This window comes from Acinetobacter sp. CWB-G5 (assembly GCF_019209785.1).
GTDB lineage: Bacteria > Pseudomonadota > Gammaproteobacteria > Pseudomonadales > Moraxellaceae > Acinetobacter > Acinetobacter johnsonii.
Map to the genome: position 1 here is coordinate 230,104 of NZ_JAHUTF010000004.1, position 24,002 is coordinate 254,105.

The window sequence follows — 24,002 nt, forward strand, 5'->3', positions numbered from 1 at the left end:
ACAGTCGGATTTAAAAAATCTGCTAGGTCGACTTTCAGATTCACGCTAAAATAAGCCGACTTTGCACAAAACGAATAGCGTTGCCGTCTTGTCGGCTGAATAAAACTTCACTATCTTAAACTAAAACTTTTCGCAGCTCGGATGCGTTTATGCTGACACATTTAACTTTAATTAATTTTGCTTTAGCCGATCACTTAGCACTTGATATCGATCAAGGTTTTAATGTCCTGACTGGGGAAACAGGTGCAGGCAAATCATTATTGCTAGATGCACTGTCCGCCTGTCTGGGTGAACGTACCGATACCAACTATGTCCGTTTCGGTTCAGACAAAGCCGATGTCACGGCTATTTTCAGCTATCAAGAGCATAGCCCTGAAGCCGTATGGTTAAAGGCACATGAGTTAGATGATGAGTCAGGAGAAATTCATCTAAGACGGGTTATTTTTGCCACTGGCCGCAGCAAAGCATGGATTAATGGTCGTCCGAGTAGCTTAGCTGAATTGAAAGAAATCGGGCGTTTGCTGGTACAGCTGTATAGTCAACACAGTCAACAACAACTACTAGAGCCGCCATATCCAAGACGCTGGTTAGACCTCTATCATAACTTCTACCCAGAAGCGCAAGCTGTGCGTGAAGCCTATAGCACATGGCAAAAAGACATTCGTCAGCACCAAGCCGCATTGGATGCTCAAGCCACGCGTAAACAACGTATGGATACTTTGAGTTTACAATTAGAAGAACTCGAAGATGTGGTGCAAATCGACTATAAAGAGATTGAACAAGAGTTTGACCGCTTATCCCATCATGAAAATATCATGCAGGACTGTAGTTATGCCGTTACGGCCTTAGATGATGCTGAACAAAATATTAATCAAGAAATTTCCAGTATTATTCGCCGCTTAGAGTCACATGCAGGACGCAGTGAACAATTGGCCGAGATTCATACTTCTTTGCTGAATGCACAAAGTGAGCTTGACGATGCCACGGCCAATCTCCGTCAGTTTATTGACCGTCAAAGTTATGACCCTGAACGCATGGAAGAGTTGAATACCCAACTTGAGATGTTCCACCGTTTTGCCCGTAAGTACCGCACGCAGCCAGAACACTTAAAACAAGAACATGAACAATGGCAATCTGAACTGGCACAACTCCATTTATTAGAAGACCCAGAAACACTAGCTGAGCAAGTTGAAGTCTCGCATCAGGACCTGTTAAGTAAAGCCCAGCACCTCGACAAAATTCGTCGCGATGCAGCCGCACCATTGGCAAAACATTTAACCGAACAGGTCAAACAATTGGCTCTGCCTGAAGCGCACTTTGAGTTTAAGTTTGAACCAATGGAGCAGGTTTCTAGTGAAGGCCTAAGTTTTATCCAATTACTGTTCACCGCCAACAAAGGCATTCCACCGCAACCATTAGCCAAAGTTGCCTCAGGGGGAGAGCTGTCACGTATCGCGTTGGTGATGCAAGTGATGAATGCTGAAAAAACTGAAGCTGAAGTCTTAGTCTTCGATGAAATTGACGTCGGCATTAGTGGTGGCACGGCGGAAATTGTCGGTCGTCTCTTGGCCGACTTGGGTTCGCATGTGCAAATTCTGTGTATTACCCACCAAGCTCAAGTTGCAGCACAGTCTGACCAGCACTTGTTGGTGAAAAAACGTCAGACTGACCCTGCCAGTAGCACCATTTTAAACTTAGAAGAAGATGAGCGTATCGATGAACTCGCACGTATGACAGGCGGCGTTGAAATCAATGACACCACGCTACAACATGCCAAGCAGTTACGTCAGTTGAAGTTTCAATCTGCCTAATTTATGTAGACTGGATCGCAAAAAAAGATTTGGAGAAAGTGCATTAGTCTAGTAACGTGGTAGATAACAACATTTGACTAGAAGCATTTTAATTTCAAGGAGAAGCCTTTAGGTGAGCAAACAATATCTGACGCATCGCTGTCTCATTGCCCCACCCGATATGGCAGATGAAGTCTTTGCCCATACCGTGATTTATTTGGCCCGACACGATGAGGAAGGTGCTCAAGGCATCATCATCAACCGCCCTTCAGGACTTTCAGTCAAAGAACTGCTCAATGATCTTGAAATTGAAGCCGATCACGTCCGACCACACGATGTTCTCCAAGGTGGGCCTTTGCGTCCAGAAGCTGGCTTTGTCTTACATACGGGCCAGCCGACATGGCACTCTTCCATTGCAGTCGGCGAAAATATCTGTATCACCACGTCTAAAGATATTTTAGATGCGATTGCGCATAATGAAGGTGTGGGTCGCTATCAAATTGCTTTGGGTTATACCAGTTGGACCAAAAACCAATTGGAAGATGAACTGTCTCGTGGTGATTGGTTAGTCTGCGATGCTGATATGGATTTGATTTTTAATATTCCTTATAACGACCGTTGGGACGCAGCCTATAAAAAGCTTGGACTGGACCGAACCTGGTTGTCTTCTGAGATTGGACATGCCTGATTTAAACACGCCCCAAATGATTATGGCATTTGATTTTGGTACACAAAAAATGGGCATGGCTGTCGGTCAAGCACTGATTGAAAGTGCAACACCTTTGGCTTTGTTTCCAATGAAAGATGGCATCCCCAATTGGGATGAACTGCATAAAATTATTAAACAATATCAGCCCAATGTATTTTTAGTCGGTTTACCGCTGAATATGGATGATAGTGAGTCGGAATTATCTGCTCGAGCACGTAAGTTCGCACGTCGTTTACGTCATCAAACCAATATTGAAACATGGATGGTAGATGAACGCTTAAGTACTCGTGCAGCCCGTGATGAGCTGAGCCACTATCATGCGCAAGGTCGAGGAAAAAAACTTTCTGCTGATAGCCTTGCCGCCACATTATTTATTGAAAGTTGGTATCGCGATCCTGAAGGGCTTACACCTTAAGTAAGACTTTCTTAAAACAGATGACATGGGTTTTATGACTGGAGTTGTATCTCAACACAGCAAATAGCGTTCTAAAAAAAGCATCCTCATCGGATGCTTTTTTTTGAAATGAACAGAGGTCAATTTAGTGCTGTGACTCGGTAATATGTACCGTTACGGTTCTCCCCGCGACAAAGGCCAATTCATTTTTAGGGATATCATCCAGTGCAATTTTCACAGGAACGCGCTGCGCTAAACGCACCCAACTAAAAGTTGGGTTTACATTGGCCAATAAACCTGTACTTGTAGTTCGTTCACGATCTTCAATGCCTGAAGCAATCCCCTGCACATGCCCTTTTAAGATGTTTGAGTCACCCATCAACTGTACAGTCGCAGGCGCACCGAGATAAATTTTATTTAACTTAGTTTCTTCAAAATAACCGACCACATAAAGCTGCGAGCGATCTAATAATGCCGCTACCGCTTGCCCCACTTTGACATAATTCCCTGCTTTCATCTCAAAATTAGACAGTGTGCCATCGGCTGGTGCCACCACTTCGGAACGGTTCAAGTTTAATTCAGCCAAATGTAAATTACTGGTGGCTACATCGATTAACGCCTGTTGCTGCGCAATATTGGCTTTGGCCTGCTGAATCGCCGCTTGCATTTGTTCATGTTCGGCATGTGATTGATCTCGTACGGCAAACATCTGATCTTGTTCTTGCTTTGATATAGCACCATCCATCAAATTGGCATAGCGTTCTGCATTTTTATCGGCCAAGTGACTATTGGCCTGTGATTTGGTCAAATTGGCTTTGCTTTGAAACAGCTCCGCTTCGGCGGCGGCCAAGCTGGCTTTGGCTTTAGCCAAGTCTGATTTGGCTTGTTCCACATCAAGCGCCTGACGTGCAACATCAATTTTAAACAGCACCTGCCCTTGTTTGACGCTTTGATTATCATGCACTAAAACTTCAGTGACTAAGCCTGAAACATCGGAAGACACTTGAATCACATCGCCACGGACCCGCCCATCACGTGTCCACGGTTCAGCATTATAATAATGCCAAAGATGCACGAGCACTGCGATCGCGATACCCGCAATCAGCACTAAAGTGATAGGACGGCTCAGTTTACGCCAATCAAAGGATGCCATTTCTTTTACCTCATTCATTTCAATCAGATGTGCGCTTAGGCAAAGCTCACGATAAAACCCCAATGGACCATGCCAAGCACTGTAATGTAGAGGCATAAATAAAAAATACTGGGTAAAAAAATCCAGCCTTTGTCGACCCAAGGATCGGTCACCCGCATGAGTAAACGTAATACGATGTAGGCCAATACCGCCTGAATGACCAAAACTGGCACATACACACCATAGATATTAAGTTCGCCCATCGTTATGCTCCCAACAAACGGACTTGAGACATTTCATCCCATGTCGCATGACAAAGACTGCTTTGAATATTATTCAGTGAAACTTGCAAACGTCGAGCAATACTTAGGTCTTGTAGCTGTATAAGCTCGGCCTGAATGATCTGAATTTTGTCCAAAATGTGTTGTCTGACCTGTAGGTCGCTATGGTCTAATTCTTTAGCGTGAAAATAAGCATCCATTTGGCCTTGTAGTTCTTGTAGATGCAGCGTGATAGAGGACTGCACAGGCATTTTTTCAATCAGTTCTTGCACCCGAGTTAAATCAATCACCGCACTGGATTCAATCAGGGCCAAATTGATTTTTTGCTTCAAACGATCGGACTGTACCAATTTGGTATTCAGTACGCCTATCCGATCCAACATACTGCGCAAATGCACTCTAAATTCCCCCCCATAAGGCAAGTAAAGCGCTTGTCGTATCGCTTTATAATGTAAAGACAGGATTCGCTTGGCGGTAATGTCCGGCGACATCGCACGCACCAAGTGAATCACATAGACAGAAATGATGGGGCCAAGCACCGTCCCAATCGATGCATCAAAAAACATCACTTGGTCAAGGTGATAACGGTTTTGCAGGTTTAAGCCCATGACCACACCCATTATCAAAGGTAACGCTAAACCTGTAAGAGGTGGATGTAAAAACAGCATCAGACAGTACATACAAAAAGGAGCCAACACCACAGCCAACATCCAAAAAGCGCTGATGTGTGGGAAGATGCCAAAAGCATAAATAAAGACAATAATCGCGGCATATAGACTGGCACGGATAAAGATTTTTAAGGCAGGAACAGGGTTGTCCATACTGGTGAGAATACAGGCACAAATAGCCGCCATCTCTGCCATCATAAAACCCGCTTTCCAACCACTGATAATCCAAAAGCCAGTCGCCACAAGCACCACAATAAAAGCTGAAATGCCGCCACGCACGGCTACGCCATGATCTCGATGTAGGTTGGGATAGTTGGTACTAATCGGGGTCACGATTGCGGGTAAGCTGTCATCCCCCTGTTGGATACGCTGCCAAATCAACTTAATGGCGCGTATATTTTGGGTGAAATGACGCACATCCATTTTTAAACTGGCCAACATGACTTGCTGCTGTGGCAAGGCACTGTCAAATACGGCTTGGAAACTTGACTCAAACTGCTCAGGTAGCTGGTTTAAGTCCTGCTCTAAAATGACCTGATCACTTTGTAAAAATTTTACAATCTGTGCATGCGCCTTTTCTAAAGCTGGACGGTAGCGTGAGTCAATATGATCTAACTGCTGAATTCGCTCGGCCATGGCCACCAAGTTCGTCACCAACATACTGAGTTGATGCAGCATTTCTTGGAGCGGTTTGGTCATGCCCTGCAAGGTCGATTTTTCATAGCTCAAGTGCACGGCCATCACATGAATATCGGCAATATCCCGCGTGATATGACTAAGCGTAGTGCTGTAATTAATGGCCTTAACATCATCTGTCAGGATCTGATCAAAAACCGCTCGGGTGTCTTGAAAAGTCTGTGAAACACGGGTTTTGACTACGGGACCAATATGCATGGGAAACAGTACCGCATTCACCACTGCACTACACAGTACTCCCACCGTGATTTCAATACAGCGACCAATCGCCATATCAAACATGGAAGTGGTTTCAATGTTATAGACAATGTTGTAGCAAATAATGACCGTGGTATAACCCGCCAACATAAAAATATAGCTACGCGGCGTCCGATCCAACAATGAAAAATATAGACAAAACCCGACCCATGTGGCTAAAAATAACGTGAACAATTCTGGAGTGTTGATCAGGTTTGGCGTGACTGCAATCGAAACAATCGCTCCCAGCAACGTTCCCAATACCCGATAAAGACTTTTTGAGGAGGTCATACCCGCATATGGGTTTGCGATAACGAAGACCGTTCCAATCGCCCAAATGGGATAAGCCAAATCTAATGAAAATGCGACATAAAGTGAAAGCATGCCTGCCAAAAAGGTTTTCGTCGCAAAAATCCAGTCCAATTTATTTGGGCGGAATGCGAGTAACTGTTTGGTGAGGAACATAAATTCATCTCTAAATGCGCTGAATGACAACATTTAAACAACTCTTCAACACAGCATTGCTCAGACAAACAGCATCACTTCGTCCTCACCTCATGCGAAGACGGATGAAAAAATGATTCAAATAAATGAAGTCTTTTACTGACATGGTCAAAGACAGCGCCATGTTGAAAGGAAAGAAAATAGCTCAATAAATAACAAAATTATTATTCATTAAAAGATATTTTTAATGATAATTTTTCCAAAAATATAGTTTTTTGTCAATAAAAATATCTCAATATGATAATTTACATATTTTTAAGATCATATTTCACCCTTTTTATTGCGTTGCAAATGCTGATAAAAGTCCACGAAAGCCATGCGTCCAGAACGAAAGCCATGTCGAGTCTAGGGTTTTTGTTATATAGTAACTGTCGTTCAAATGGCATTTATTTTGACTAAGTAGGTTCTTATGGCACTTTCAAGTTTCGGTAAAATTCTCACTGTCTTAGACCTCTTTTCTGTGTCACGCCCGATTATCAATGTCGATATCATCAGTGCCGAACTGGGGCTATCACAGCCCACCAGTTACCGTTATTTAAAGGAATTGGTATCCGCAGGACTTTTACAGCGCTTAAGTGGAACCAGCGGTGACTATACCTTAGGCTCTCAAATTGCTGTTTTGGACTATATCTCTCGAACCACAGACCCACTCTTACAAATCAGCATTCCTTTTATGCAAGACATCGTTGAGCGAACGGAGTTTTGCTGTATCCTCACCCAGCTCAACGCAGAGCACTGTATTGACCTATATGGTGAAGTCTTTAAAGACCTTGAGTTATTTTCTTATGGGCGCGGTTGCCCACGTCCCGTGTATTTGGGTTCATCGCCAAAAGTGGTGATTTCACAGCTCAGCAAAGCTAAAATTATTGAATATTATCAAAAATTTTCGGCTCAGCTGGCCGAGGTCAATTTTGCTGCGAGCCAAGATGAATTTTTACAGAAAATGAAAGCCATTAAGAAACAGGGCTATTATTTTTCCAATGGCGAGTTTGACCCCAACCTTGCCAGTCTGTCTGTACCAGTCAAATTTTCACCCAAAGATACACCGTTGGCACTGACCTTATTGGCTTCGAAAAACCGGTTTGAATTTGTCGATCTAAAAAAAATGGTCGAAATATTAAGACATAGCGCCTTACAGATCGAACAGAAATGCCATCTACTGCATAATATTGAGGCTTAACTCAACTTAGCTTTGAGGCGCTGGATAGAAATAGCGAAAGGTTAAATTCAGACGTGGCTCAGTGATTTTACTGGATTTCATCAAAGCATGTTTCCAGTAGCGCTGGGTCTGTCCACGCATCACGATCAATTGCCCGCTATGCAACATCAGCTCGATTTTTTCCTGTTTAAACTTGTGCTTAAAGCAAAACTTACGGGTTGCACCAAAACTGAGTGAGGCAATCACCACATTTTCTTGCTGCGGCGAACGTAGTGAAGGCTCATCATCACTATGCCAGCCCACGGCTTGGCTGCCATTTTCATATAAATTAGCTAGACATGAGTTAAATGGATGTCCCACCAGTTGCTCAATATGTTGTTTTAAACGAAACAAAGCTGGATTCCATAACAGTGCTTGCTTGGCACTGCCCGAATAGTGATATTGGTACTCGGCATCGCCATACCACACCACTTTTCGTTCCGTGACATAACGTTTGCCATACAGTACGACTTCGTCAGGTTGCCATGCCAAATGTGCTAAAAAATAATCCAAATATTTCGCACTTTGCTCTGCCGTTAAAATCAAGCCCAAGTCCTGCACCTGCCCATCGAATGGCAGCAAGTTTGCTTGCGGTTCAGGACTAAACAGATCTAAGGTCATGACTTTTCCTCCTCTGCAAACAGTTTAACTGAATTTAGAACGACACAAATCAAAACAAAGTCACAGCTTGTCGCCTAGCCTCCTTATGCATACACTCATGTGAACTTTCACAATAAAAAGAAGCATGTATGAACCTTTGGCAGTTGTTTCAAAAGCTTCACCCCTTTGTCCGTCCCTATCGGATATTGGTGATTGCGACCTTGATCCTGACGCTGATTGGTTCCTTCACCGCGCAGGTTAATGCTCTGACTTTGCAATATGCCGTCGACAGTATCAACCGTCTGGTCGAACAAGGCCAAGGACTGACCGAAGGCCTCCATATTTTGATCACCATTTCTATGATTTTACTCAGTAAAGAAATCATCAGTGCCTTGGTGCAGTTTGGTCAAAAGTTTTATGGGGAAAAGCTCCGCATTCTGGTATCGCAAGACTTGGCGCAAAGTATTATCGAAAAATTCCTTAGCTACCGTTTGGCTTTTTTTAATGCCGATCAAAACCAAGCGGGTAAGCTACAAACGCGAATTGACCGTGGCATTGGTTCACTGACCCGTCTGGTACAAATCTTTTTTATCGATATTTTGCCACTTTTTAGCAGTGCCATTGTGGCACTGGGGCTGATGTACTATGCCAACTTCTACGTCGGTTTGGTGGCGACCAGTATTATCCCAATTTACTTTTGGCTGACCTTCCAACAAGCTAAGAAACTGGGCGGATGGCGGCGCAACCTGCGTGATGGCCGTGAAAAAAAGAGCCAAGGCATTCTCAGTATTATCCAGTCGATTAGCGTGATTAAGTCCTTTAACCGAGAGTCCATTGAATCGACTAAACAACTGAAACTACAAAAAGCACTGACCGATAACCAGATGCAAACGCGTCAACTCAGCTTTTTATTTGATGGCTTAAAGACCTTTATTGAACAAATCGGGATTGTGCTGATCATCATCCTCACGGCGTACTTTGTACTCGATGGACAAATGAGCATTGGCATGATCATGTTTCATATTTTGCTGTTTAATAATGTCTCTGCGCCAATTCGTTCATTGCACCGTATTTATGATGAAGTCAATGATGCAATGATTTACGCGGAAAGCTTTTTTAAAATTTTAGAAGCAGATGATGAAATCGAGCAAAGTGGTGCGCTCAAACCCACAATTCAGGGTAAATTCACCTTAAAGAATGTCGATTTTTTCTACCCCAATGGTCATCACGCATTAAAACAAATCGACATGGAAATTCGACCCAACAAAATCACGGCTTTGGTGGGCTTATCTGGTGCAGGAAAATCCACTTTAATTAGCCTATTAGATAAATTTTATCAGCCTGATGCAGGAAAAATTGAGCTCGATGGAATTGATTTACAAGACATCGACACCGCCTATTTACGCGATCACATTGGCCTCGTCTTACAGAAAAATCACATTTTCCAAGGCAGTATTTTAGACAATATTCGCTATGGAAAAATCAATGCCAGTGATGACGAAGTCTATGCTGCCGCAGAAAAAGCCTCTATTCATGAACAAATTTTGCAGCTCCCCGCAGCTTATCAATCCGATGCACTGATGCTCTCAGGCGGGCAACAACAGCGTATTGCACTGGCACGTATGTTCCTCAAAAACCCACCGATTATTTTTCTCGATGAACCAACTGCCAGCCTCGATGCGATTGCCAGCGAGCAAATTAAACAGAGCCTCGATGAAATCAAACAAGGGCGAACGGTGATTATTATTTCGCATAGTTTGTCACAAATTATCGATGCCGATTATACCTATGTCATGAAGGAAGGCTGTATTGCAGAACATGGGGAACATGAAGCGCTGTATCGTCAGGATGGAGTCTATAAGGAAATTTTCGATGCCATGGCCAAGAGCCTCAATATTGGAAAAATTGCCAAGACTTTTGAAGATGATACTGAGGAAGAAACGCATAGCTAATGTATCTCAGGTACAAAAAAAGCTCCCGCAGGAGCTTTTTAAAAATCTAACAATCAAGGCTGTTTTAAATACGGCCAAGCTGCTTTGAGATAAATAAACATCGACCACAAAGTCAAAATTACTGCGGTATACAACAATGCATAAGCCAACATTTCAAGCGGCTGCCAATTCAGTAAGAACACGGTAATTGCAATCATTTGAAAAGCGGTTTTATATTTCCCAACCGTAGACACGGCTACATTGGTACGTGCACCTAATTCCGCCATCCATTCACGCAGTGCTGACACCGTAATTTCACGGGAAATAATCACAATCGCCGCAAATGCCATCGAAATTTCTGGTTTCCACTGCACCAACACGATCAGTGCTGCTGCCACCATCAATTTATCCGCAACAGGGTCTAAGAAACGCCCAAATGCAGAGGTCTGATTTAAAGTCCTCGCCAAATAACCATCGAACCAATCTGTCACCGCTGCAACGACAAAAATAGACGTCAACAAAATATGACGAGACATACTTACCGCTTGTTCAGCGATACCCATTACAGGGGGCCAATAGGCCACCAACAAAAAGACCGGAATTAAGGCAATACGCGCCAAGGTCAAGATATTAGGAATATTCAGGATGCGACCTGTAGTCATAAACACCGCCAGTTGTTTCCCTCATGTACGATGAAAATGCACACTTTTTTGAGGTTTAATCCATCGTTAATAGCGCCCACTTTATACGAATTGACCTAAGGTGTCACTAGGCAAACACGGTAACTGTTTGACGTGAAATTGCAATTAAACGATTCTGATCATCCCACAAATAGGCGGCTTCGGTGGAATATCCACCCGCAGCATATTGCGTTTCAACGTGGTATTTCATCCAATCGTGTAACTGATTTTTCAACGGATGCACATAGGTCAAATGCCATGTTAGCGAACTGGCGGGTGCCATACTTTTAAACATCGGTAGCACCCCTGGTGGCCAAATGTCCATCGACACCATAAGGTCGGCTACAGTCATGTCTCGATTTTCATGTAAGTCTGGATTAAAGCGATACCAGCCAGAAAAGTCAGGCTTTGGGCTGGCTGTACACGGATACTGCCCTGTGACCCAAACCATATCCAACTGCTTAAAACACTCAGGTGCAAGCGGGTGATGCGGTGCTGTTGTAAGACCATCAACCGATGGAAATGCTGGCGCTACAGGTTCTTGATGCACATGGATACTTGATTCACGCTGTGTCCCAAAGCTTGCCACTAAAATGCTTTGAACTGCATCATCTTGCCATAAACGCACTTCCAAGGTCGTAACCGACTTGCCTTGACGTAGAATCTCGCTGGTTAAACGAACTTTGGCCTGTTGTACTGGGCCAACAAAAGTCACGCTACAACTGAGTAAATGCTTCGTGTCATCGGCAAGAGTCAACAATGCTTTTTGCATCATTAAACCTGCGACCAGTCCACCATAAATCGTGCGTCCTTGTAACCAACCTGTCGGAATATCAATCCATTCTTGTTCTGCTAAAGCTTGATAACTGTGTTGAAGTGACATCTGGCATCCTTGTTTTAAATTCCGTCCATATCTTTACAACACAATTCAACCAATGTGAATGATCAATGACCCATGCGTCAATGAGCACTTTTGCCATCGCAGTAGGTGCGGTTCTATTCATGCAAGACTTTATAAATAGTACGGGCCATCACTTCGCCCAAACCGGGGACTCCAGTTAAGTCTTTCTCGGAGGCCTTTAACACCCCTTGAATCCCGCCAAAATGCGTCAACAAATCGCGGCGTCGTTTCGGCCCCAAACCCGGAATTACTTCCAAAATCGATGAACCCCGTTTTTTATCACGTTTAGCCCGGTGTTTAGTAATCGCAAACCGATGTGCCTCATCACGCACCTGTTGTATCAAATGCAACGCTTTATGATCTTCAGGCAACTGAATTTTAGTTCCATCGGTAAAGTGTAGGGTTTCAAGGCCCGGTTTACGCCCCTCGCCTTTTGACACCCCGACCATAAAGGCTTCTAAACCCAGCTCTTGCATGACGTCCATCGCCATATGCAACTGCCCTTTGCCACCATCAATCAGCAATAAATCAGGCAGCATGGCTTTTTTATAACGACGGGTCAGCGCTTGACGCATTGCGGCATAGTCATCACCCGCAGTAATGTCTTGAATTGAAAACTGACGATAATCACGCTTACGAATGCCGCCACTGTCGAACACCACACACGAAGCCACGGTTTCTTCACCCATGGTATGTGAAATGTCAAAACATTCGATCCGATCAATCGGACGTCCCACCACTTGTTCAAGTTGATGGAAACGCTCATTCAGCTCAAAGTGATTGGCCAATTGCCCTTTGATCGCATGCTGCACATTCATCTGTGCCAGCTCTAACCATTCTGCACGTGTTTCACGCACGCTATGTTTAATCTGTACTTTCTTATCAAACTGTTGTTGTAACGCTTGTTCCAGTTCTTTTCGATCGGGCAATTCGACATTTACAATCAACTCACTGGGTACTTCATCTGCCACTTGGAAATAAAAGTTCGCTATGAAGTCGGCCAGCATTTGCCCCAAATCATCTCCGAGCATATCTGGGAAGTAGCTTTTACCTCCGAGCATTTTCCCGTTGCGCACATGCATAATCTGCACACAGGTCACCCCTGCCTGATAGGCAATCGCTAAAATATCGGCCTCACCTTTGAGCTTATAAATGGCTTGTTGAGACTGGACATCCCGCAGCAGCGCCATACGGTCACGGTAAAACACCGCTTTTTCAAATTCTAAGGCTTCGGCCGCTTGCTCCATTTTTGCAATCAGTTCTTGATTCAGCTCTTTAGTGTCCCCTTGTAAAAAACGAATCGAGTTATCGACATCATTTTTATACTCTTCAGGGCTAATGAGTCCCACACACGGCGCTGAACAACGTTTGATTTGATACTGCAAACAAGGACGCTTACGCTGTGAAAAATAGCTATTTTCACACTGGCGAACATTAAACAGCTTTTGCAAAACCAACAAAGTATCCCGTGCATTATAAGCACTCGGATACGGTCCAAAAAACTTCCCAACTTGGTGTTTGCCTTTGCCTCGACCTGATGCAATCCGTGGATAAGGTTTGTCGGCAGAAACAAAGATATACACATAGGATTTATCGTCCCTGAGCATAATGTTATACGGTGGACGGTGCAGCTTAATCAGGTTTTGTTCAAGCAGCAGTGCTTCAGTTTCGGAACGAACGACTAAGGTTTCGATGTCATAAATACGCGCCACCAAAGCCTGCGTCTTCGGGTGCTCAATGGTTTTGACAAAATAACTGGAAACACGATTTATTAAATTTTTCGCTTTGCCCACATACAGCAGTTCACCGTCTTTGCCGAGCATGCGATAAACGCCCGGCAGTGTGGTCATATTGGCTAAAATTTTTTCGATATGTTCTCGTGCGTTTTCGTTCACAGGGTTCCCTAATTTTCTCGGCTCGCCGTCAACTGTTTTGCGTAGGCTTAGCCTTTGATCTGTCTTTTAGATTGGGCAGGTCTGACGCATTTCAAGCACATGAAAGTGCATTTCAAAACCAGTCTGGCTGGCAAAAGACGTTGATGCTGAGGTTGAAGGCTTACTCCAGATCCATCGCTTCAAAATCGATCCGTTCAAACACACCTTGTTCATTGCGGGCAAAGTGACTTCCCGCAGGGGCATTTAAGTGAGCAACGATGTCCGCATCATAGTTGGCAATCACATTGACCTCATAAAAACCTAAATTTTCAGGGTCTTCAATATAGTCATCTCCTTCTTCACCCGATAAAAAAACCCAACCACTTTCATCGCTAGATTGTGCTTCTTCACGGTACATATAGGCCACTTTTAGGCCTTGCACCGTAATCATATCGGAAGCGATACAACTTCCCATATGCGGTACTAAAGTTTGAATTTGTGTCGGACTCAATTGATACGACTTCATAAGCATATCCTTCAACGGCAAGTAGACGTTTTGCATGTGGAGGTTTGTGGGATGAACAGAACTCAAGTTTATTTTACTTTAGTCTTCACGGCATATTTGAGCAAGGCTTTCACTCGCTTAGGCCCGTAAAGCATACAACTTGCCTAAGACTATATTTATGACAATTTTAACGCGGCTTTAAACGCGACTTTGTCTTTCGGTGACACCAAAATGGTTTTGGTTTGGCCCTCTTTTAAGTATTCAATCTTTAGACGGTCTAGAGACAAAGCAGGTGAACTGATGGAGTTATCTGTTTCAGAAACTGACTGTATCGCAGTCAAGGGAATGATCCATTTAAAACAGAGACTGCGAATTGTCAGTTGCTCCTGATCGACCACATAGCGGGTACTCCACAGCGGCCACCACAGTAAAACAATCGTCAAAGCATAGACTACAACGAACAAGAGGTTTTGCATCAAAATGCCTTTGCCATAGGTAGTCAAAATCAATTGGGCCAACAGGCCTGACATGGCAATAATAAACCCCAAAAACCACCAGTCCATCTTCGAACGAAACTTTTGCACCTTGAAACCTCATGCTTTATCTAAGTTATAAGTTGCGATCTTAAAAATGACACAGATACGCGCTCATGTTGTTTTTAGTTTTAACTGGATAAAGCATAAAGCCATGCGTGGTTCGAATCCACTGTAAGCCTTGAAATAAATAGAAAAATCAAAAGGGCAGATAGGCTTCCCCTTTTCTGCCCAAATAAAAAAACGCCACTCAGGGCGTTTAATGTACTTTAAAACACATAAGGTCGAACAAAGATCAGGAAGAAAATTCCGAGCATCAGGAACCACTTTAAGAAGTAGTACAGTTGACGGTTGGTTTTCTTCAAAGCTTTGGCTTTGATTCGCACTTGATAGACATAACCAAAGGCTTTATTCAGCCCACCCGTTTGATCCCCTGCTTCATTTGGAGAGCTGGCAGCGGTCATGACTTTTTTACCAAACCAGTGATTGAAACGCTCCATAAAGCGTGTCTTTAATGGACGCTCGACATCGGCAAAGAAAATAATGCGGTTTTGATCGGTCTTATTTTCTGCATAGTGAATATAGGTTTCATCAAAGACCACACTTTGACCATCGCGCCATGAATAGCGCTGACCATCCACATCAATAAAGCAGCGGTCATCGTTCGGTGTGATCAGCCCCAAGTGATAACGCAATGAACCCGCATAAGGGTCACGGTGACGAACCAAACGGCTGTCTGGTGCCAGTTCAGTAAACATCGCGGCTTTAATGGTCGGCAAGGTTTTCAGCAACGCCGTCGTTTTTGGACAAAGTTCAGCAGCTGACGGATGCGCAGAGTCATACCATTTCAGATAAAAACGCTTCCAGCCTGTTTTGAAAAAGGAATTAAACCCTAAGTCATCATAACTGCTCGATGCTTTAATTCCGCCTTTCTCATATAAAGCTTTTGCTTCATCACGAATCATTTCCCAGTTTTCATCCAACACCCTTAAGTCTTGAAAATGCTGGGTGTCGATATACGGCTGATTCGGCACCTTTGAAAACATGTACATGAGGTAGTTAATCGGTGCAAGAATCGTTGAATGATCGAAAAATTGACGATAAAACGAGTGACGAACCTTCCCACGTTGCTGAATATAAAGTGCAGAAAGAATAAAAATCGCCAGAATGATCCACTTAATCATATGAAAACCTGGAAACCAAAGAAAACGAAATAAAAGAAAAAGACCGGTATTCGGTCTAGACTGCGAATTGTAACATAGGCTGCAAAGTACGTCCTATTTCCAGCTTTTCATCACAAGTTTTCATTCTGTTTGAGTTTACCTGCAAGTGCAGCATTGACTAAATTGCCAAAATCGGCACAAAGATTGACTTGAAATATAAGGACGCCGTCTAATCATTTTTTGAACACTCATCCATAAAAAATCTTAAATGAAACAAAAACTTCACTCTATTTAAGCCGCATCATTCAAAAATACATCACGCAAGCACACGAAATAATTGAATAAAAATAGATGACCCTTGCGTCACGGCTTGATACAACTTGTTATGTTCTTTTTCGATATAGTTATCGTAAGATTGGCGGAGCATAGATGTACGTAGGAATGACGTACTCGCTTCACAACATCAACTTAGAAGTCCTCCAAAATAAAGGAGATCAGGCATGATCCACGCTGGCAATGCCATTACCGTCCAAATGCTTTCGGACGGAATTGCAGAATTCCGCTTTGACTTACAAGGTGAGTCGGTCAACAAATTTAACCGTGCAACGATTGAAGATTTTAAAGCTGCAATTGACGCTGTTAAAGCAAACGGTGACATCAAAGGCTTAATCGTTACTTCGGCTAAATCTACATTTATCGTTGGCGCAGATATTACTGAATTTGGTGCAAACTTCGCTCAAGGCGAACAAGCGATTGTGGATTGGGCATTGCCTGTTCACGACATCTTCAACGCATTTGAAGATTTAGAGATTCCTAAAGTTGCAGCGATCAATGGTATGGCATTGGGCGGTGGCTTTGAAATGTGTCTCGTGTGTGACTATCGTGTGATGTCAGAAGCGGCTCAAGTCGGTCTTCCTGAAATCAAACTGGGCATCTTCCCTGGTTTCGGTGGTACGGTTCGTTTAAGCCGTCTAATTGGTATCGACAATGCAGTTGAATGGATGGCAATGGCTAATCCTAAAAAACCAGCTGCTGCACTAAAAGACGGTGCGGTTGATGCGGTTGTTGCTGCGGACAAACTACAAGACGCTGCGATTGACTTGGTTAAACAAGCCCTTGCTGGCCGTGTAGACTGGAAAGCAAAACGCCAAGAAAAACTTGACCCAGTTAAATTGAACCCAATCGAACAAATGATGGCGTTCAACTCGGCGAAAGGTGCAGTTCTTGCAAAAGCAAATCCTGCTCAATACCCTGCACCAAAACTTCTTCTGGACTCATTACAAGCAGGTGCAAGCCTTCCACGTAATGAAGCACTTCAAGCAGAAGCTGCGGGCTTTGCTAAAGCGGCAATTACACCACAAGCAGGTGCTTTGATTGGTTTATTCATCAACGATCAAGTGGTGAAGAAAACTTCGAAGAAATATGAGAAAGGTGCACATCCTGTAAACCAAGCAGCTGTTCTAGGCGCGGGTATCATGGGTGGTGGTATTGCTTACCAAGCGGCAAGCAAAGGCACGCCAATCATCATGAAAGACATTGGTAACCCGCAACTTGCTTTGGGTATGAAAGAAGCCAATGGCTTACTGACCAAACAAGTTGAACGTAAGAAGATGAAACCTGCTCAAATGGGTGAAACGCTTGCGCGCATTCGTCCAACTTTAAGCTATGACGAGTTTAAAGAAGTGGACATCGTGATTGAAGCAGTAACTGAAAATCCAAAAGTAAAGGGCATTGTACTTGCTGAAACTGAGAAGAACGTTCGTGACAACACGATCATTGCCTCAAATACTTCAACCATTTCAATCACACGTTTAGCTGAAAACCTACAACGTCCTGAAAACTTTGTCGGTATGCACTTCTTTAACCCAGTACACATGATGCCATTGGTAGAAGTGATCCGTGGTGAGAAGACTTCGGCTGAAGCGATTGCGACCACTGTAGTTCTTGCTCAGAAAATGGGTAAAACACCAATCGTAGTCAACGACTGCCCGGGCTTCCTTGTAAACCGTGTATTGTTCCCTTACTTTGGTGCATTTGACCTTCTATTGAAAGACGGTGCTGACTTCCAACAAGTCGACAAAGTCATGGAAAAATTCGGCTGGCCTATGGGTCCTGCTTACTTGATCGACGTGGTGGGTATCGACACGGGCGTTCACGGTGCAGAAGTCATGGCTGAAGGTTTCCCTGACCGTATGAAGCCAGACTTCAAAGGTTCAATCGAAATCATGTACGAAAACAAACGTTTGGGTCAAAAGAACGACGTTGGTTTCTACAAATACGAACTTGACCGTAAAGGCAAAAAAGCCAAAGTGGTTGATCCAACTGCGTATGAGCTTGTTGCTACTGTGGCAACTGCAGAAAAACGCGAGTTTGATGCTCAAGAAATCATTGACCGTATGATGCTGGCTTTCTGTAACGAAACTGTTCGTTGCCTAGAAGACAACATCGTAGCGACTGCTTCTGAAGCAGACATGGCGATGATTATGGGTGTAGGTTTCCCTCCATTCCGTGGTGGTCCATGCCGTTACATCGACCAAACAGGTGTTGCTGAATACGTTGCACTTTGCGACAAATACGCACACTTAGGTAAGGCTTATGAAGCGCCACAAATGTTGCGTGACATGGCTGCTAACAACAAAAAATTCTACGGTTAAGGAGCAACGTGAATGGCTACTTTAAATCCACGTGACGTTGTCATCGTTGATGGCGTACGTTCAGCAATGGGTAAAACCAAAAACGGTATGTTCCGCAATGTACGTGCTGACAGCTTATCGGCTGAATTGGTTCGTGCTTTAGTTGCTCGTAACCAGTTTGACACCAATGAAGTTGAAGACCTAATCTGGGGCTGTGTAAACCAGACTCTAGAACAAGGTATGAACATTGGCCGTAACATTGGTTTATTGGCTGACCTTCCAAAAACTGTGGCAGGTCAAACGGTTAACCGTCTTTGTGGTTCATCTATGCAAGCGCTGCACACGGCTGCTGCACAGATTGCAACCAACCAAGGTGATATCTTCATCATCGGTGGTGTAGAGCACATGGGTCACGTTGGGATGATGCACGGCATCGACCTCAACCCAGAAGCATCTAAGCACTATGCAAAAGCGTCTAACATGATGGGCTTAACGGCTGAAATGTTAGGTCGTATGAACGGCATTACGCGTGAAGAACAAGATGCGTTCGGTGTTGAGTCTCACCGCCGCGCTTGGGCTGCAACGCAAGAAGGCCGTTTCAAAAATGAAATCGTAGGTGTTGAAGGTCATGATGCCAATGGCTTCAAAATCCTTTGCGACATCGACGAAGTGATTCGTCCAGATGCAAACCTTGAAGCATTCAAAGGTTTACGTCCTGTATTTGACCCGAAAGGCGGTACAGTAACAGCTGCGACTTCTTCAGCTTTGTCTGATGGTGCATCTGCAATGTTGTTGATGTCTGCTGAACGTGCTCAAGCTTTAGGTCTTAAGCCACGTGCTGTGATTCGCTCTATGGCGGTTGCAGGCTGTGACGCTGCAATCATGGGTTATGGTCCTGTACCTGCAACTCAAAAAGCGCTTAAACGTGCTGGCTTAAGCATGGCGGATATCCAAACCATCGAGTTAAATGAAGCATTTGCTGCTCAAGGCTTATCAGTGATGAAAGGCTTAGGCGTGTATGAGAAGCAAGACATCATTAACTTAAATGGTGGTGCGATTGCGTTGGGTCACCCATTGGGTTGTTCTGGTTCACGTATTACCACGACGTTGTTGAACGTGATGGAACAGCAAGATACGCAAATTGGTCTTGCGACTATGTGTATCGGTCTGGGTCAAGGTATTGCAACCATTATCGAACGTGTTTAATTTTTAATTAAACACTAAGATAAAAAGAACCCCGCTTATTGCGGGGTTTTTTTTATTAAGCAAAGAGTAAATACTATTTACTTAAACTTAAAGCAGTTAACTAAAATAAACTAACAGATAGAAAGTTCAAGTTTCAAAACTGAATCATAAGTTGAATAAACATCTTATTTACTATTTTACAAAGCCAAAACATTCATTAAACCTCTTACTCCTATTCGACCTTTTCTCATAAAATTTGATCTTTATACAGTCTTAGGACCATTCCTAACGAAGCGTATCAATTCAATAATGGGGACTAAAACCCTAGAGTTTCAGAAGTTTTTGCTTTATGGTATGACCTAAAATATAACAGTCTTTTACATAACAATGAAAATTAAACCATTTTATTCCCTTTTGACGATCGGCTACCTATGTACATCACTTTTCCTCACAGGTTGCATTGCTAATAAAGAAATTGGGCATCACTCCCGTAGCTTATTTCAAAAATACGAGGCTAAATACGAATGGGTAACCTTACTTGAAGACGATGTGATTGCATTTGGCAAACTGTCTAAAGCACTTCCAAACGAGCCAACTGATAGCATTGTAGTTGCAGGAAATAAATACAGTTACCTCATCAATAAAGGCGGTGCTGATTTTATTCAACTCATTAGCCAACTCAATCCGCAATATATCCGTATCAATCGTGAACTTGATTTCTATTCTTCTGGACTCAACAGCAATAAATTTAGCGGTACTTTTAAATTTTCTTATGCACCACCCCATGGAACATTAAGTCCAGAAGAACGTTCATTATTCAAAAAATATGGTGTTGCACCATGTGATTGCTCTAAGGCAGAGCAACAAGATCATCTATTTAGTTTAGAAATTTCAGGTACGGTTTACCCCAAAATTGAGAATGCCACAGATCTAAAGCCCTTAAGTCATCCTTATAAAGTACGTATCATGTATTACGACAATCAAAGTGGCTATACTAAAATGTCTCATCGTGAAAAATTATCTGCAATGCCGCTATTGCCTTTAACAATCGCCATCGACATTATTCAATTGCCTCTGAAAGCTTTAGACATTACTTATCAACCTTAATTACTCACATCATCACATTAAATAGACTGTCTTTTTCTGAATATAATAACAGTCCATCTAACTTAAGGAAGTGACCGAAGACTTTCGGGTATTTAATTAATGAGTTGAATACAAAACCTATTCGACTCAAACAATTAAAAAGCTCATACTTCAATTTTCTGCGCCAATAACGTCACAAAATGCTGTTTAATCCGATTGCCCTGCTCATCGACCCGATGCAGCTCACCTACATCTTCATTGTATTTCACAATGTTCCAGCCACCATATAGCGCACTTAACTCTCCTGCTTTAAACGCAAATGGAAAGTCAGGCTGTACAGGAATATCATCGGTATCCATCGCACAGACAATCAAGTTAAACCCATTTACATTTGTGGCTTGCTGCATCTGCGCAATCAATGGTTTCACAGTTGGCGCTTCTAAAAACATCATCACCACCGTACAACAAATAAAGTCGTATGTACCTGTAATGCTTGGGTCAGTATTTAAATCCCGCTGTTGCAGATGAATCTTTTGAATGCCTTCGACGTCTATAATCTGCTGTAGTTTTTGCAAGCTTTGCGGATTCACATCCCAAGCATCCACCTCAAAGCCCTGCTGACTTAGATACAGTGCATTACGTCCCTGCCCACAGCCGACATCCAAAGCCCGACCACCGTGTAAATACGGCTTAGCCGCCAAAATTTCTGAGTGCGTAGGTGAAAGCTGATATTTCTTATAAAAATAATCCTGCGGGGTACAGTAAAATTGCAACTGACACTCTATGTCGTCACTGGTCGAAACAATTTTGTGCCATGCTTGCGGTTCAATAAACGGTGGCTGTTGCTCAGGGGTAAACAGCTGTTCAGATTGCACTTGACCAGCCTCATCTAAAAAAGCAAAGCTCAGCTCTCCTTGATAAATCTTTAACTTGGCCCACGTGCCTGCTTTGGTATTGTGCTGATTTTTAAACCCTTGCGGAATGGTCTGCGCAGTCCATACAGGAAGTTCTTTATAACAAATCAAGTCTTGCATCAGCCTAGTCCCCACCTTGTTATGACGTATTCGCCAGTCCATCGTTTTTTATTGAACACTTGTATGATCATAGCCAGTTCAGACTCAAATGAACATTCATTCAGTAACTAGAAACAGTAGATGGATAAGAAATAAAATCTGTTGCCACGGCATTGAGCGACTCATCGAACTTTCATGACTTTAAACTTTTGAGCTTTGGCGCCTTTTTGAACATTTTAATGATAGGCTTAAAGACAATAAAAACTCAGCTTAACTATATTTCAAATGATTCGGAGTCTATTGATGTTTGCATCACCTTTAAAAACCATCATTTGCTTAGGCGTCATAGAAACATTGTTCACAGGCTGTGCCACCAAAACCCTGATGACCAAAGACAATAAAACCTATACCCGTACCAACAAAGTCACCTTGATTGAAGACCAAGTGGTGGCTTTTGGCAAACCTGCTCAGCCTCTACCGAGTTTACCTGCGCATAGTTTAGTGATTGCGGGGCAACAAAAAAGTTATGTATTGACCCAAGGTGGGCCTCAATTTGTCAGCTTGATTGGGAAACTGGACCCGAAAAATATTCAAGTGACCCGAGAACTGAGTTTCTATTCAGAAAAGAATGATGGTCATTTTACGGGAACACTGCCACTGTCTTATGTGAAGCTCAAAGAAGACATCAGCAAGAAAGATCTGGAGTTTTTTATTGAAAATGGCGCGAAGGAATGTTCAAGTTCCAGTGATGAACGCATGTTTGCACAGCGTTTCTGTTTCGAGATCAAACTGGCAGGTGTGGTTTACCCTGCCGCGAACAATTTAGCGTCGTTAAAAGCCTTGAGTAAGCCTTATCAGGTGAGCATTTATACCCATCAAGAGGAAAGTTATAAATCGAAGTCAGGTATGAATCCTTTTGAAAAATTAGTGTTACTGCCTTTTGCCGTCGCAATTGATGTGGTCAGCCTGCCGTTCCAAGCGGCCGATAAAATTTTTGATTAAGACAATAACAGCACAGCGCCTAGAACGAATCAGGCGCTGTGCTGTTTTGTGAAAGACTTAAATTAAGAGTTCGCCCATCAACCAAGCCATATACTTTTCTTTGTCCATAAAGTCAGGTGCGCTGCCCGTATCTAGACTGAAATACTGTTGGTTAAACTGAATCACGATTTGTTCGGTGTGGTGCCAGTCTTCAATCATTTTGAAATATTGGTTGAAGAAAAAACGATTCTTCCCCCAGTTACTTAAGCGTTCTAATTTTGGATAGTTTTTATTTTCTACAAACTCACTATACACATGCTGAATATCATCAAAAACGTGTATGGTTCTCATGACTCACCTGCCTGCACTGAAAAGTCGTCATCGTTGTGATGCTTTTACTCTAGCAGCGTATTTTGAACAACAGATGACAGTCCGCTTACAAGACTGTCATCTTTGTACGGTGTTATAACTTCTGTTCTACCTCTTTTTGGGTCTGTTTTTCGACCTGCTGCATCTGGCTATTCAGTGCCAAAATCTCTTTATACAGCGCATTAAACTGCTGTAGTGGTGCATCTTCATAAAACATAAAGGTGTTGTTTTTCTTTTCCCATTGATTATTTTTCAGCACCAAGAAAATTTGATCCGCTTTGGCTAAATTCTGCTGTTCAAGACTAAACAAGCGGGTGGCTTCATGGCTTTTTTCACTGGCTTTCATGCTGTCGGTCAGTTGATGGCGGAACCGCGAAGATATTGCTAAATCTTTGGCCTGAGCAATGGCCTCTTTTTGACGTTGTTCAACCTGCTGTGCATAGCTCTCAACAACGGCATGTACGTCTTTCAGCATTTGCTCCGTTTCAGCATAATTGTTCTTTTTGTCTTTGCTTAATCGGTCAATATTTAGAAACTGATCCCAATTTAAGGCTTTTAAATCTCGTAGATATTGATTACGCGCTTCGGCATTTTGCAGCATATGACTGAGCACAAACTCCGCCATAATTTGATAGTCACCTGTCAGACGTGGGTCTTTTACATCGACTTGAATTGGTGTGGTCCAATCTTGAGCTTGTTTGTAAATTTGTTCGGTCTTTTCATACAGCACCGTTTCATAGCGTTGTAGCTGCTGCTGCTCTTTTTGTTGTTGAGAATACTGATAAAACATCCAACCAAAAACGGCACTGGTCGCAAGAACTAAAATCAACACGATACGTCGCATGTTCAGCTTCCTCTTCATTTCTTTTCATCATAGCAAATAAGGGCACATGATCAATATTTCAACATGTTATCGATATTTGAGGATGCTCAGGCCGT

Annotated in this window: 22 protein-coding genes; 9 read left to right on the forward strand and 13 right to left on the reverse strand. The window is 43.1% G+C overall.

What is annotated here, in order from left to right; translation table 11 throughout:
• The first annotated feature begins 149 nt into the window (after positions 1-149).
• The 3 genes from recN (at position 150) to ruvX (ending at position 2,914) form a co-directional block, all read left to right on the forward strand.
• Entirely contained in the window at positions 150-1,811 is a 1,662-nt protein-coding gene (recN, locus tag KVY11_RS09795) for a DNA repair protein RecN (protein WP_218288794.1), read from the forward strand.
• Between the two features lie 112 nt (positions 1,812-1,923).
• Complete coding sequence (locus KVY11_RS09800; RefSeq protein WP_218288795.1) at positions 1,924-2,478, forward strand: YqgE/AlgH family protein; 555 nt, start codon at positions 1,924-1,926, stop codon at positions 2,476-2,478.
• Entirely contained in the window at positions 2,471-2,914 is a 444-nt protein-coding gene (gene ruvX, locus KVY11_RS09805) for a Holliday junction resolvase RuvX (protein WP_062035179.1), read from the forward strand. Before KVY11_RS09800 ends, ruvX begins: the two co-directional genes overlap by 8 nt.
• 124 nt (positions 2,915-3,038) lie before the next feature.
• Here ruvX and KVY11_RS09810 read toward each other — a convergent pair whose 3' ends face one another.
• The 3 genes from KVY11_RS09810 to KVY11_RS09820 are packed head-to-tail and all read right to left on the reverse strand — an operon-like array spanning position 3,039 to position 6,372.
• Positions 3,039-4,046: an HlyD family secretion protein gene (locus KVY11_RS09810; RefSeq protein ID WP_004692722.1), complete on the reverse strand. Its 1,008-nt coding sequence runs from the start codon at positions 4,044-4,046 to the stop codon at positions 3,039-3,041.
• Positions 4,047-4,081: 35 nt separating this feature from the next.
• Positions 4,082-4,288, reverse strand: coding sequence for a DUF1656 domain-containing protein (locus tag KVY11_RS09815; RefSeq protein ID WP_005400946.1), 207 nt, complete (start codon positions 4,286-4,288; stop codon positions 4,082-4,084).
• A 2-nt stretch (positions 4,289-4,290) separates the two neighbouring features.
• A complete protein-coding gene (locus KVY11_RS09820) occupies positions 4,291-6,372 on the reverse strand; it encodes an FUSC family protein (protein ID WP_218288819.1) in 2,082 nt (693 codons plus the stop codon).
• 448 nt (positions 6,373-6,820) lie between these two features.
• On the opposite strand from KVY11_RS09820, the gene KVY11_RS09825 reads away from it, so the two are divergent.
• Positions 6,821-7,591 (forward strand): IclR family transcriptional regulator, encoded by a 771-nt coding sequence (locus KVY11_RS09825; RefSeq protein WP_004692725.1) that lies wholly within the window; start codon positions 6,821-6,823, stop codon positions 7,589-7,591.
• A 6-nt stretch (positions 7,592-7,597) separates the two neighbouring features.
• On the opposite strand, the gene KVY11_RS09830 is transcribed toward KVY11_RS09825, so the two are convergent.
• Positions 7,598-8,230 carry an alpha-ketoglutarate-dependent dioxygenase AlkB gene (locus KVY11_RS09830; protein WP_218288796.1) on the reverse strand — a complete coding sequence of 211 codons (633 nt, stop codon included), beginning with the start codon at positions 8,228-8,230 and terminating at the stop codon, positions 7,598-7,600.
• A gap of 128 nt (positions 8,231-8,358) precedes the next feature.
• Between KVY11_RS09830 and KVY11_RS09835 the strand changes: the two genes are divergently transcribed.
• A complete protein-coding gene (locus KVY11_RS09835; protein ID WP_218288797.1) occupies positions 8,359-10,161 on the forward strand; it encodes an ABC transporter ATP-binding protein in 1,803 nt (600 codons plus the stop codon).
• Between the two features lie 53 nt (positions 10,162-10,214).
• On the opposite strand, the gene pgsA is transcribed toward KVY11_RS09835, so the two are convergent.
• From pgsA to lpxO, 6 genes are all read right to left on the reverse strand, one after another.
• A complete protein-coding gene (gene pgsA, locus KVY11_RS09840; protein WP_004692729.1) occupies positions 10,215-10,802 on the reverse strand; it encodes a CDP-diacylglycerol--glycerol-3-phosphate 3-phosphatidyltransferase in 588 nt (195 codons plus the stop codon).
• Positions 10,803-10,908: 106 nt separating this feature from the next.
• The gene (locus KVY11_RS09845) at positions 10,909-11,703 is read right to left on the reverse strand and encodes a thioesterase family protein (RefSeq protein ID WP_148826870.1); all 795 of its coding nucleotides are present in this window, start codon (positions 11,701-11,703) and stop codon (positions 10,909-10,911) included.
• 113 nt (positions 11,704-11,816) lie between these two features.
• The gene (gene uvrC, locus KVY11_RS09850; protein ID WP_218288798.1) at positions 11,817-13,616 is read right to left on the reverse strand and encodes an excinuclease ABC subunit UvrC; all 1,800 of its coding nucleotides are present in this window, start codon (positions 13,614-13,616) and stop codon (positions 11,817-11,819) included.
• Between the two features lie 160 nt (positions 13,617-13,776).
• Positions 13,777-14,121 (reverse strand): DUF2185 domain-containing protein, encoded by a 345-nt coding sequence (locus KVY11_RS09855; protein WP_218288799.1) that lies wholly within the window; start codon positions 14,119-14,121, stop codon positions 13,777-13,779.
• A gap of 155 nt (positions 14,122-14,276) precedes the next feature.
• On the reverse strand, positions 14,277-14,684 hold the full coding sequence (locus KVY11_RS09860; protein ID WP_010325754.1) for a PH domain-containing protein: 408 nt from the start codon (positions 14,682-14,684) through the stop codon (positions 14,277-14,279).
• 218 nt (positions 14,685-14,902) lie between these two features.
• Positions 14,903-15,817 carry a lipid A hydroxylase LpxO gene (gene lpxO / locus KVY11_RS09865; RefSeq protein WP_218288800.1) on the reverse strand — a complete coding sequence of 305 codons (915 nt, stop codon included), beginning with the start codon at positions 15,815-15,817 and terminating at the stop codon, positions 14,903-14,905.
• A gap of 479 nt (positions 15,818-16,296) precedes the next feature.
• Between lpxO and fadB the strand changes: the two genes are divergently transcribed.
• The 3 genes from fadB (at position 16,297) to KVY11_RS09880 (ending at position 20,721) form a co-directional block, all read left to right on the forward strand.
• Complete coding sequence (fadB, locus tag KVY11_RS09870; protein ID WP_110975682.1) at positions 16,297-18,450, forward strand: fatty acid oxidation complex subunit alpha FadB; 2,154 nt, start codon at positions 16,297-16,299, stop codon at positions 18,448-18,450.
• A 12-nt stretch (positions 18,451-18,462) separates the two neighbouring features.
• Positions 18,463-19,635: an acetyl-CoA C-acyltransferase FadA gene (gene fadA / locus KVY11_RS09875; RefSeq protein WP_004692736.1), complete on the forward strand. Its 1,173-nt coding sequence runs from the start codon at positions 18,463-18,465 to the stop codon at positions 19,633-19,635.
• Between the two features lie 366 nt (positions 19,636-20,001).
• Complete coding sequence (locus tag KVY11_RS09880) at positions 20,002-20,721, forward strand: hypothetical protein (protein ID WP_218288801.1); 720 nt, start codon at positions 20,002-20,004, stop codon at positions 20,719-20,721.
• 143 nt (positions 20,722-20,864) lie between these two features.
• On the opposite strand, the gene tehB is transcribed toward KVY11_RS09880, so the two are convergent.
• Positions 20,865-21,734 carry an SAM-dependent methyltransferase TehB gene (tehB, locus tag KVY11_RS09885; RefSeq protein WP_218288802.1) on the reverse strand — a complete coding sequence of 290 codons (870 nt, stop codon included), beginning with the start codon at positions 21,732-21,734 and terminating at the stop codon, positions 20,865-20,867.
• A 282-nt stretch (positions 21,735-22,016) separates the two neighbouring features.
• Here tehB and KVY11_RS09890 point away from each other — a divergent pair, with 282 nt between their 5' ends.
• Positions 22,017-22,715 carry a hypothetical protein gene (locus KVY11_RS09890; protein WP_218288803.1) on the forward strand — a complete coding sequence of 233 codons (699 nt, stop codon included), beginning with the start codon at positions 22,017-22,019 and terminating at the stop codon, positions 22,713-22,715.
• A 57-nt stretch (positions 22,716-22,772) separates the two neighbouring features.
• Here KVY11_RS09890 and KVY11_RS09895 read toward each other — a convergent pair whose 3' ends face one another.
• Entirely contained in the window at positions 22,773-23,045 is a 273-nt protein-coding gene (locus KVY11_RS09895; protein WP_005400961.1) for a hypothetical protein, read from the reverse strand.
• 112 nt (positions 23,046-23,157) lie between these two features.
• Complete coding sequence (locus KVY11_RS09900; RefSeq protein ID WP_168159375.1) at positions 23,158-23,907, reverse strand: hypothetical protein; 750 nt, start codon at positions 23,905-23,907, stop codon at positions 23,158-23,160.
• Positions 23,908-24,002: the final 95 nt, after the last annotated feature.

What these genes read in the sequence shown, in the direction of transcription:
- recN (WP_218288794.1), top strand. Translation starts at nt 150, where the DNA reads ATGCTGACACATTTAACTTTAATTAATTTTGCTTTAGCCGATCACTTA.
- ruvX (WP_062035179.1), top strand. Translation starts at nt 2,471, where the DNA reads ATGCCTGATTTAAACACGCCCCAAATGATTATGGCATTTGATTTTGGT.
- KVY11_RS09810 (WP_004692722.1), bottom strand. Translation starts at nt 4,046, where the DNA reads ATGGCATCCTTTGATTGGCGTAAACTGAGCCGTCCTATCACTTTAGTG.
- KVY11_RS09815 (WP_005400946.1), bottom strand. Translation starts at nt 4,288, where the DNA reads ATGGGCGAACTTAATATCTATGGTGTGTATGTGCCAGTTTTGGTCATT.
- KVY11_RS09820 (WP_218288819.1), bottom strand. Translation starts at nt 6,372, where the DNA reads ATGTTCCTCACCAAACAGTTACTCGCATTCCGCCCAAATAAATTGGAC.
- KVY11_RS09825 (WP_004692725.1), top strand. Translation starts at nt 6,821, where the DNA reads ATGGCACTTTCAAGTTTCGGTAAAATTCTCACTGTCTTAGACCTCTTT.
- KVY11_RS09830 (WP_218288796.1), bottom strand. Translation starts at nt 8,230, where the DNA reads ATGACCTTAGATCTGTTTAGTCCTGAACCGCAAGCAAACTTGCTGCCA.
- KVY11_RS09835 (WP_218288797.1), top strand. Translation starts at nt 8,359, where the DNA reads ATGAACCTTTGGCAGTTGTTTCAAAAGCTTCACCCCTTTGTCCGTCCC.
- pgsA (WP_004692729.1), bottom strand. Translation starts at nt 10,802, where the DNA reads ATGACTACAGGTCGCATCCTGAATATTCCTAATATCTTGACCTTGGCG.
- KVY11_RS09845 (WP_148826870.1), bottom strand. Translation starts at nt 11,703, where the DNA reads ATGTCACTTCAACACAGTTATCAAGCTTTAGCAGAACAAGAATGGATT.
- KVY11_RS09855 (WP_218288799.1), bottom strand. Translation starts at nt 14,121, where the DNA reads ATGAAGTCGTATCAATTGAGTCCGACACAAATTCAAACTTTAGTACCG.
- lpxO (WP_218288800.1), bottom strand. Translation starts at nt 15,817, where the DNA reads ATGATTAAGTGGATCATTCTGGCGATTTTTATTCTTTCTGCACTTTAT.
- fadB (WP_110975682.1), top strand. Translation starts at nt 16,297, where the DNA reads ATGATCCACGCTGGCAATGCCATTACCGTCCAAATGCTTTCGGACGGA.
- fadA (WP_004692736.1), top strand. Translation starts at nt 18,463, where the DNA reads ATGGCTACTTTAAATCCACGTGACGTTGTCATCGTTGATGGCGTACGT.
- KVY11_RS09880 (WP_218288801.1), top strand. Translation starts at nt 20,002, where the DNA reads ATGAAAATTAAACCATTTTATTCCCTTTTGACGATCGGCTACCTATGT.
- tehB (WP_218288802.1), bottom strand. Translation starts at nt 21,734, where the DNA reads ATGCAAGACTTGATTTGTTATAAAGAACTTCCTGTATGGACTGCGCAG.
- KVY11_RS09890 (WP_218288803.1), top strand. Translation starts at nt 22,017, where the DNA reads ATGTTTGCATCACCTTTAAAAACCATCATTTGCTTAGGCGTCATAGAA.
- KVY11_RS09895 (WP_005400961.1), bottom strand. Translation starts at nt 23,045, where the DNA reads ATGAGAACCATACACGTTTTTGATGATATTCAGCATGTGTATAGTGAG.
- KVY11_RS09900 (WP_168159375.1), bottom strand. Translation starts at nt 23,907, where the DNA reads ATGCGACGTATCGTGTTGATTTTAGTTCTTGCGACCAGTGCCGTTTTT.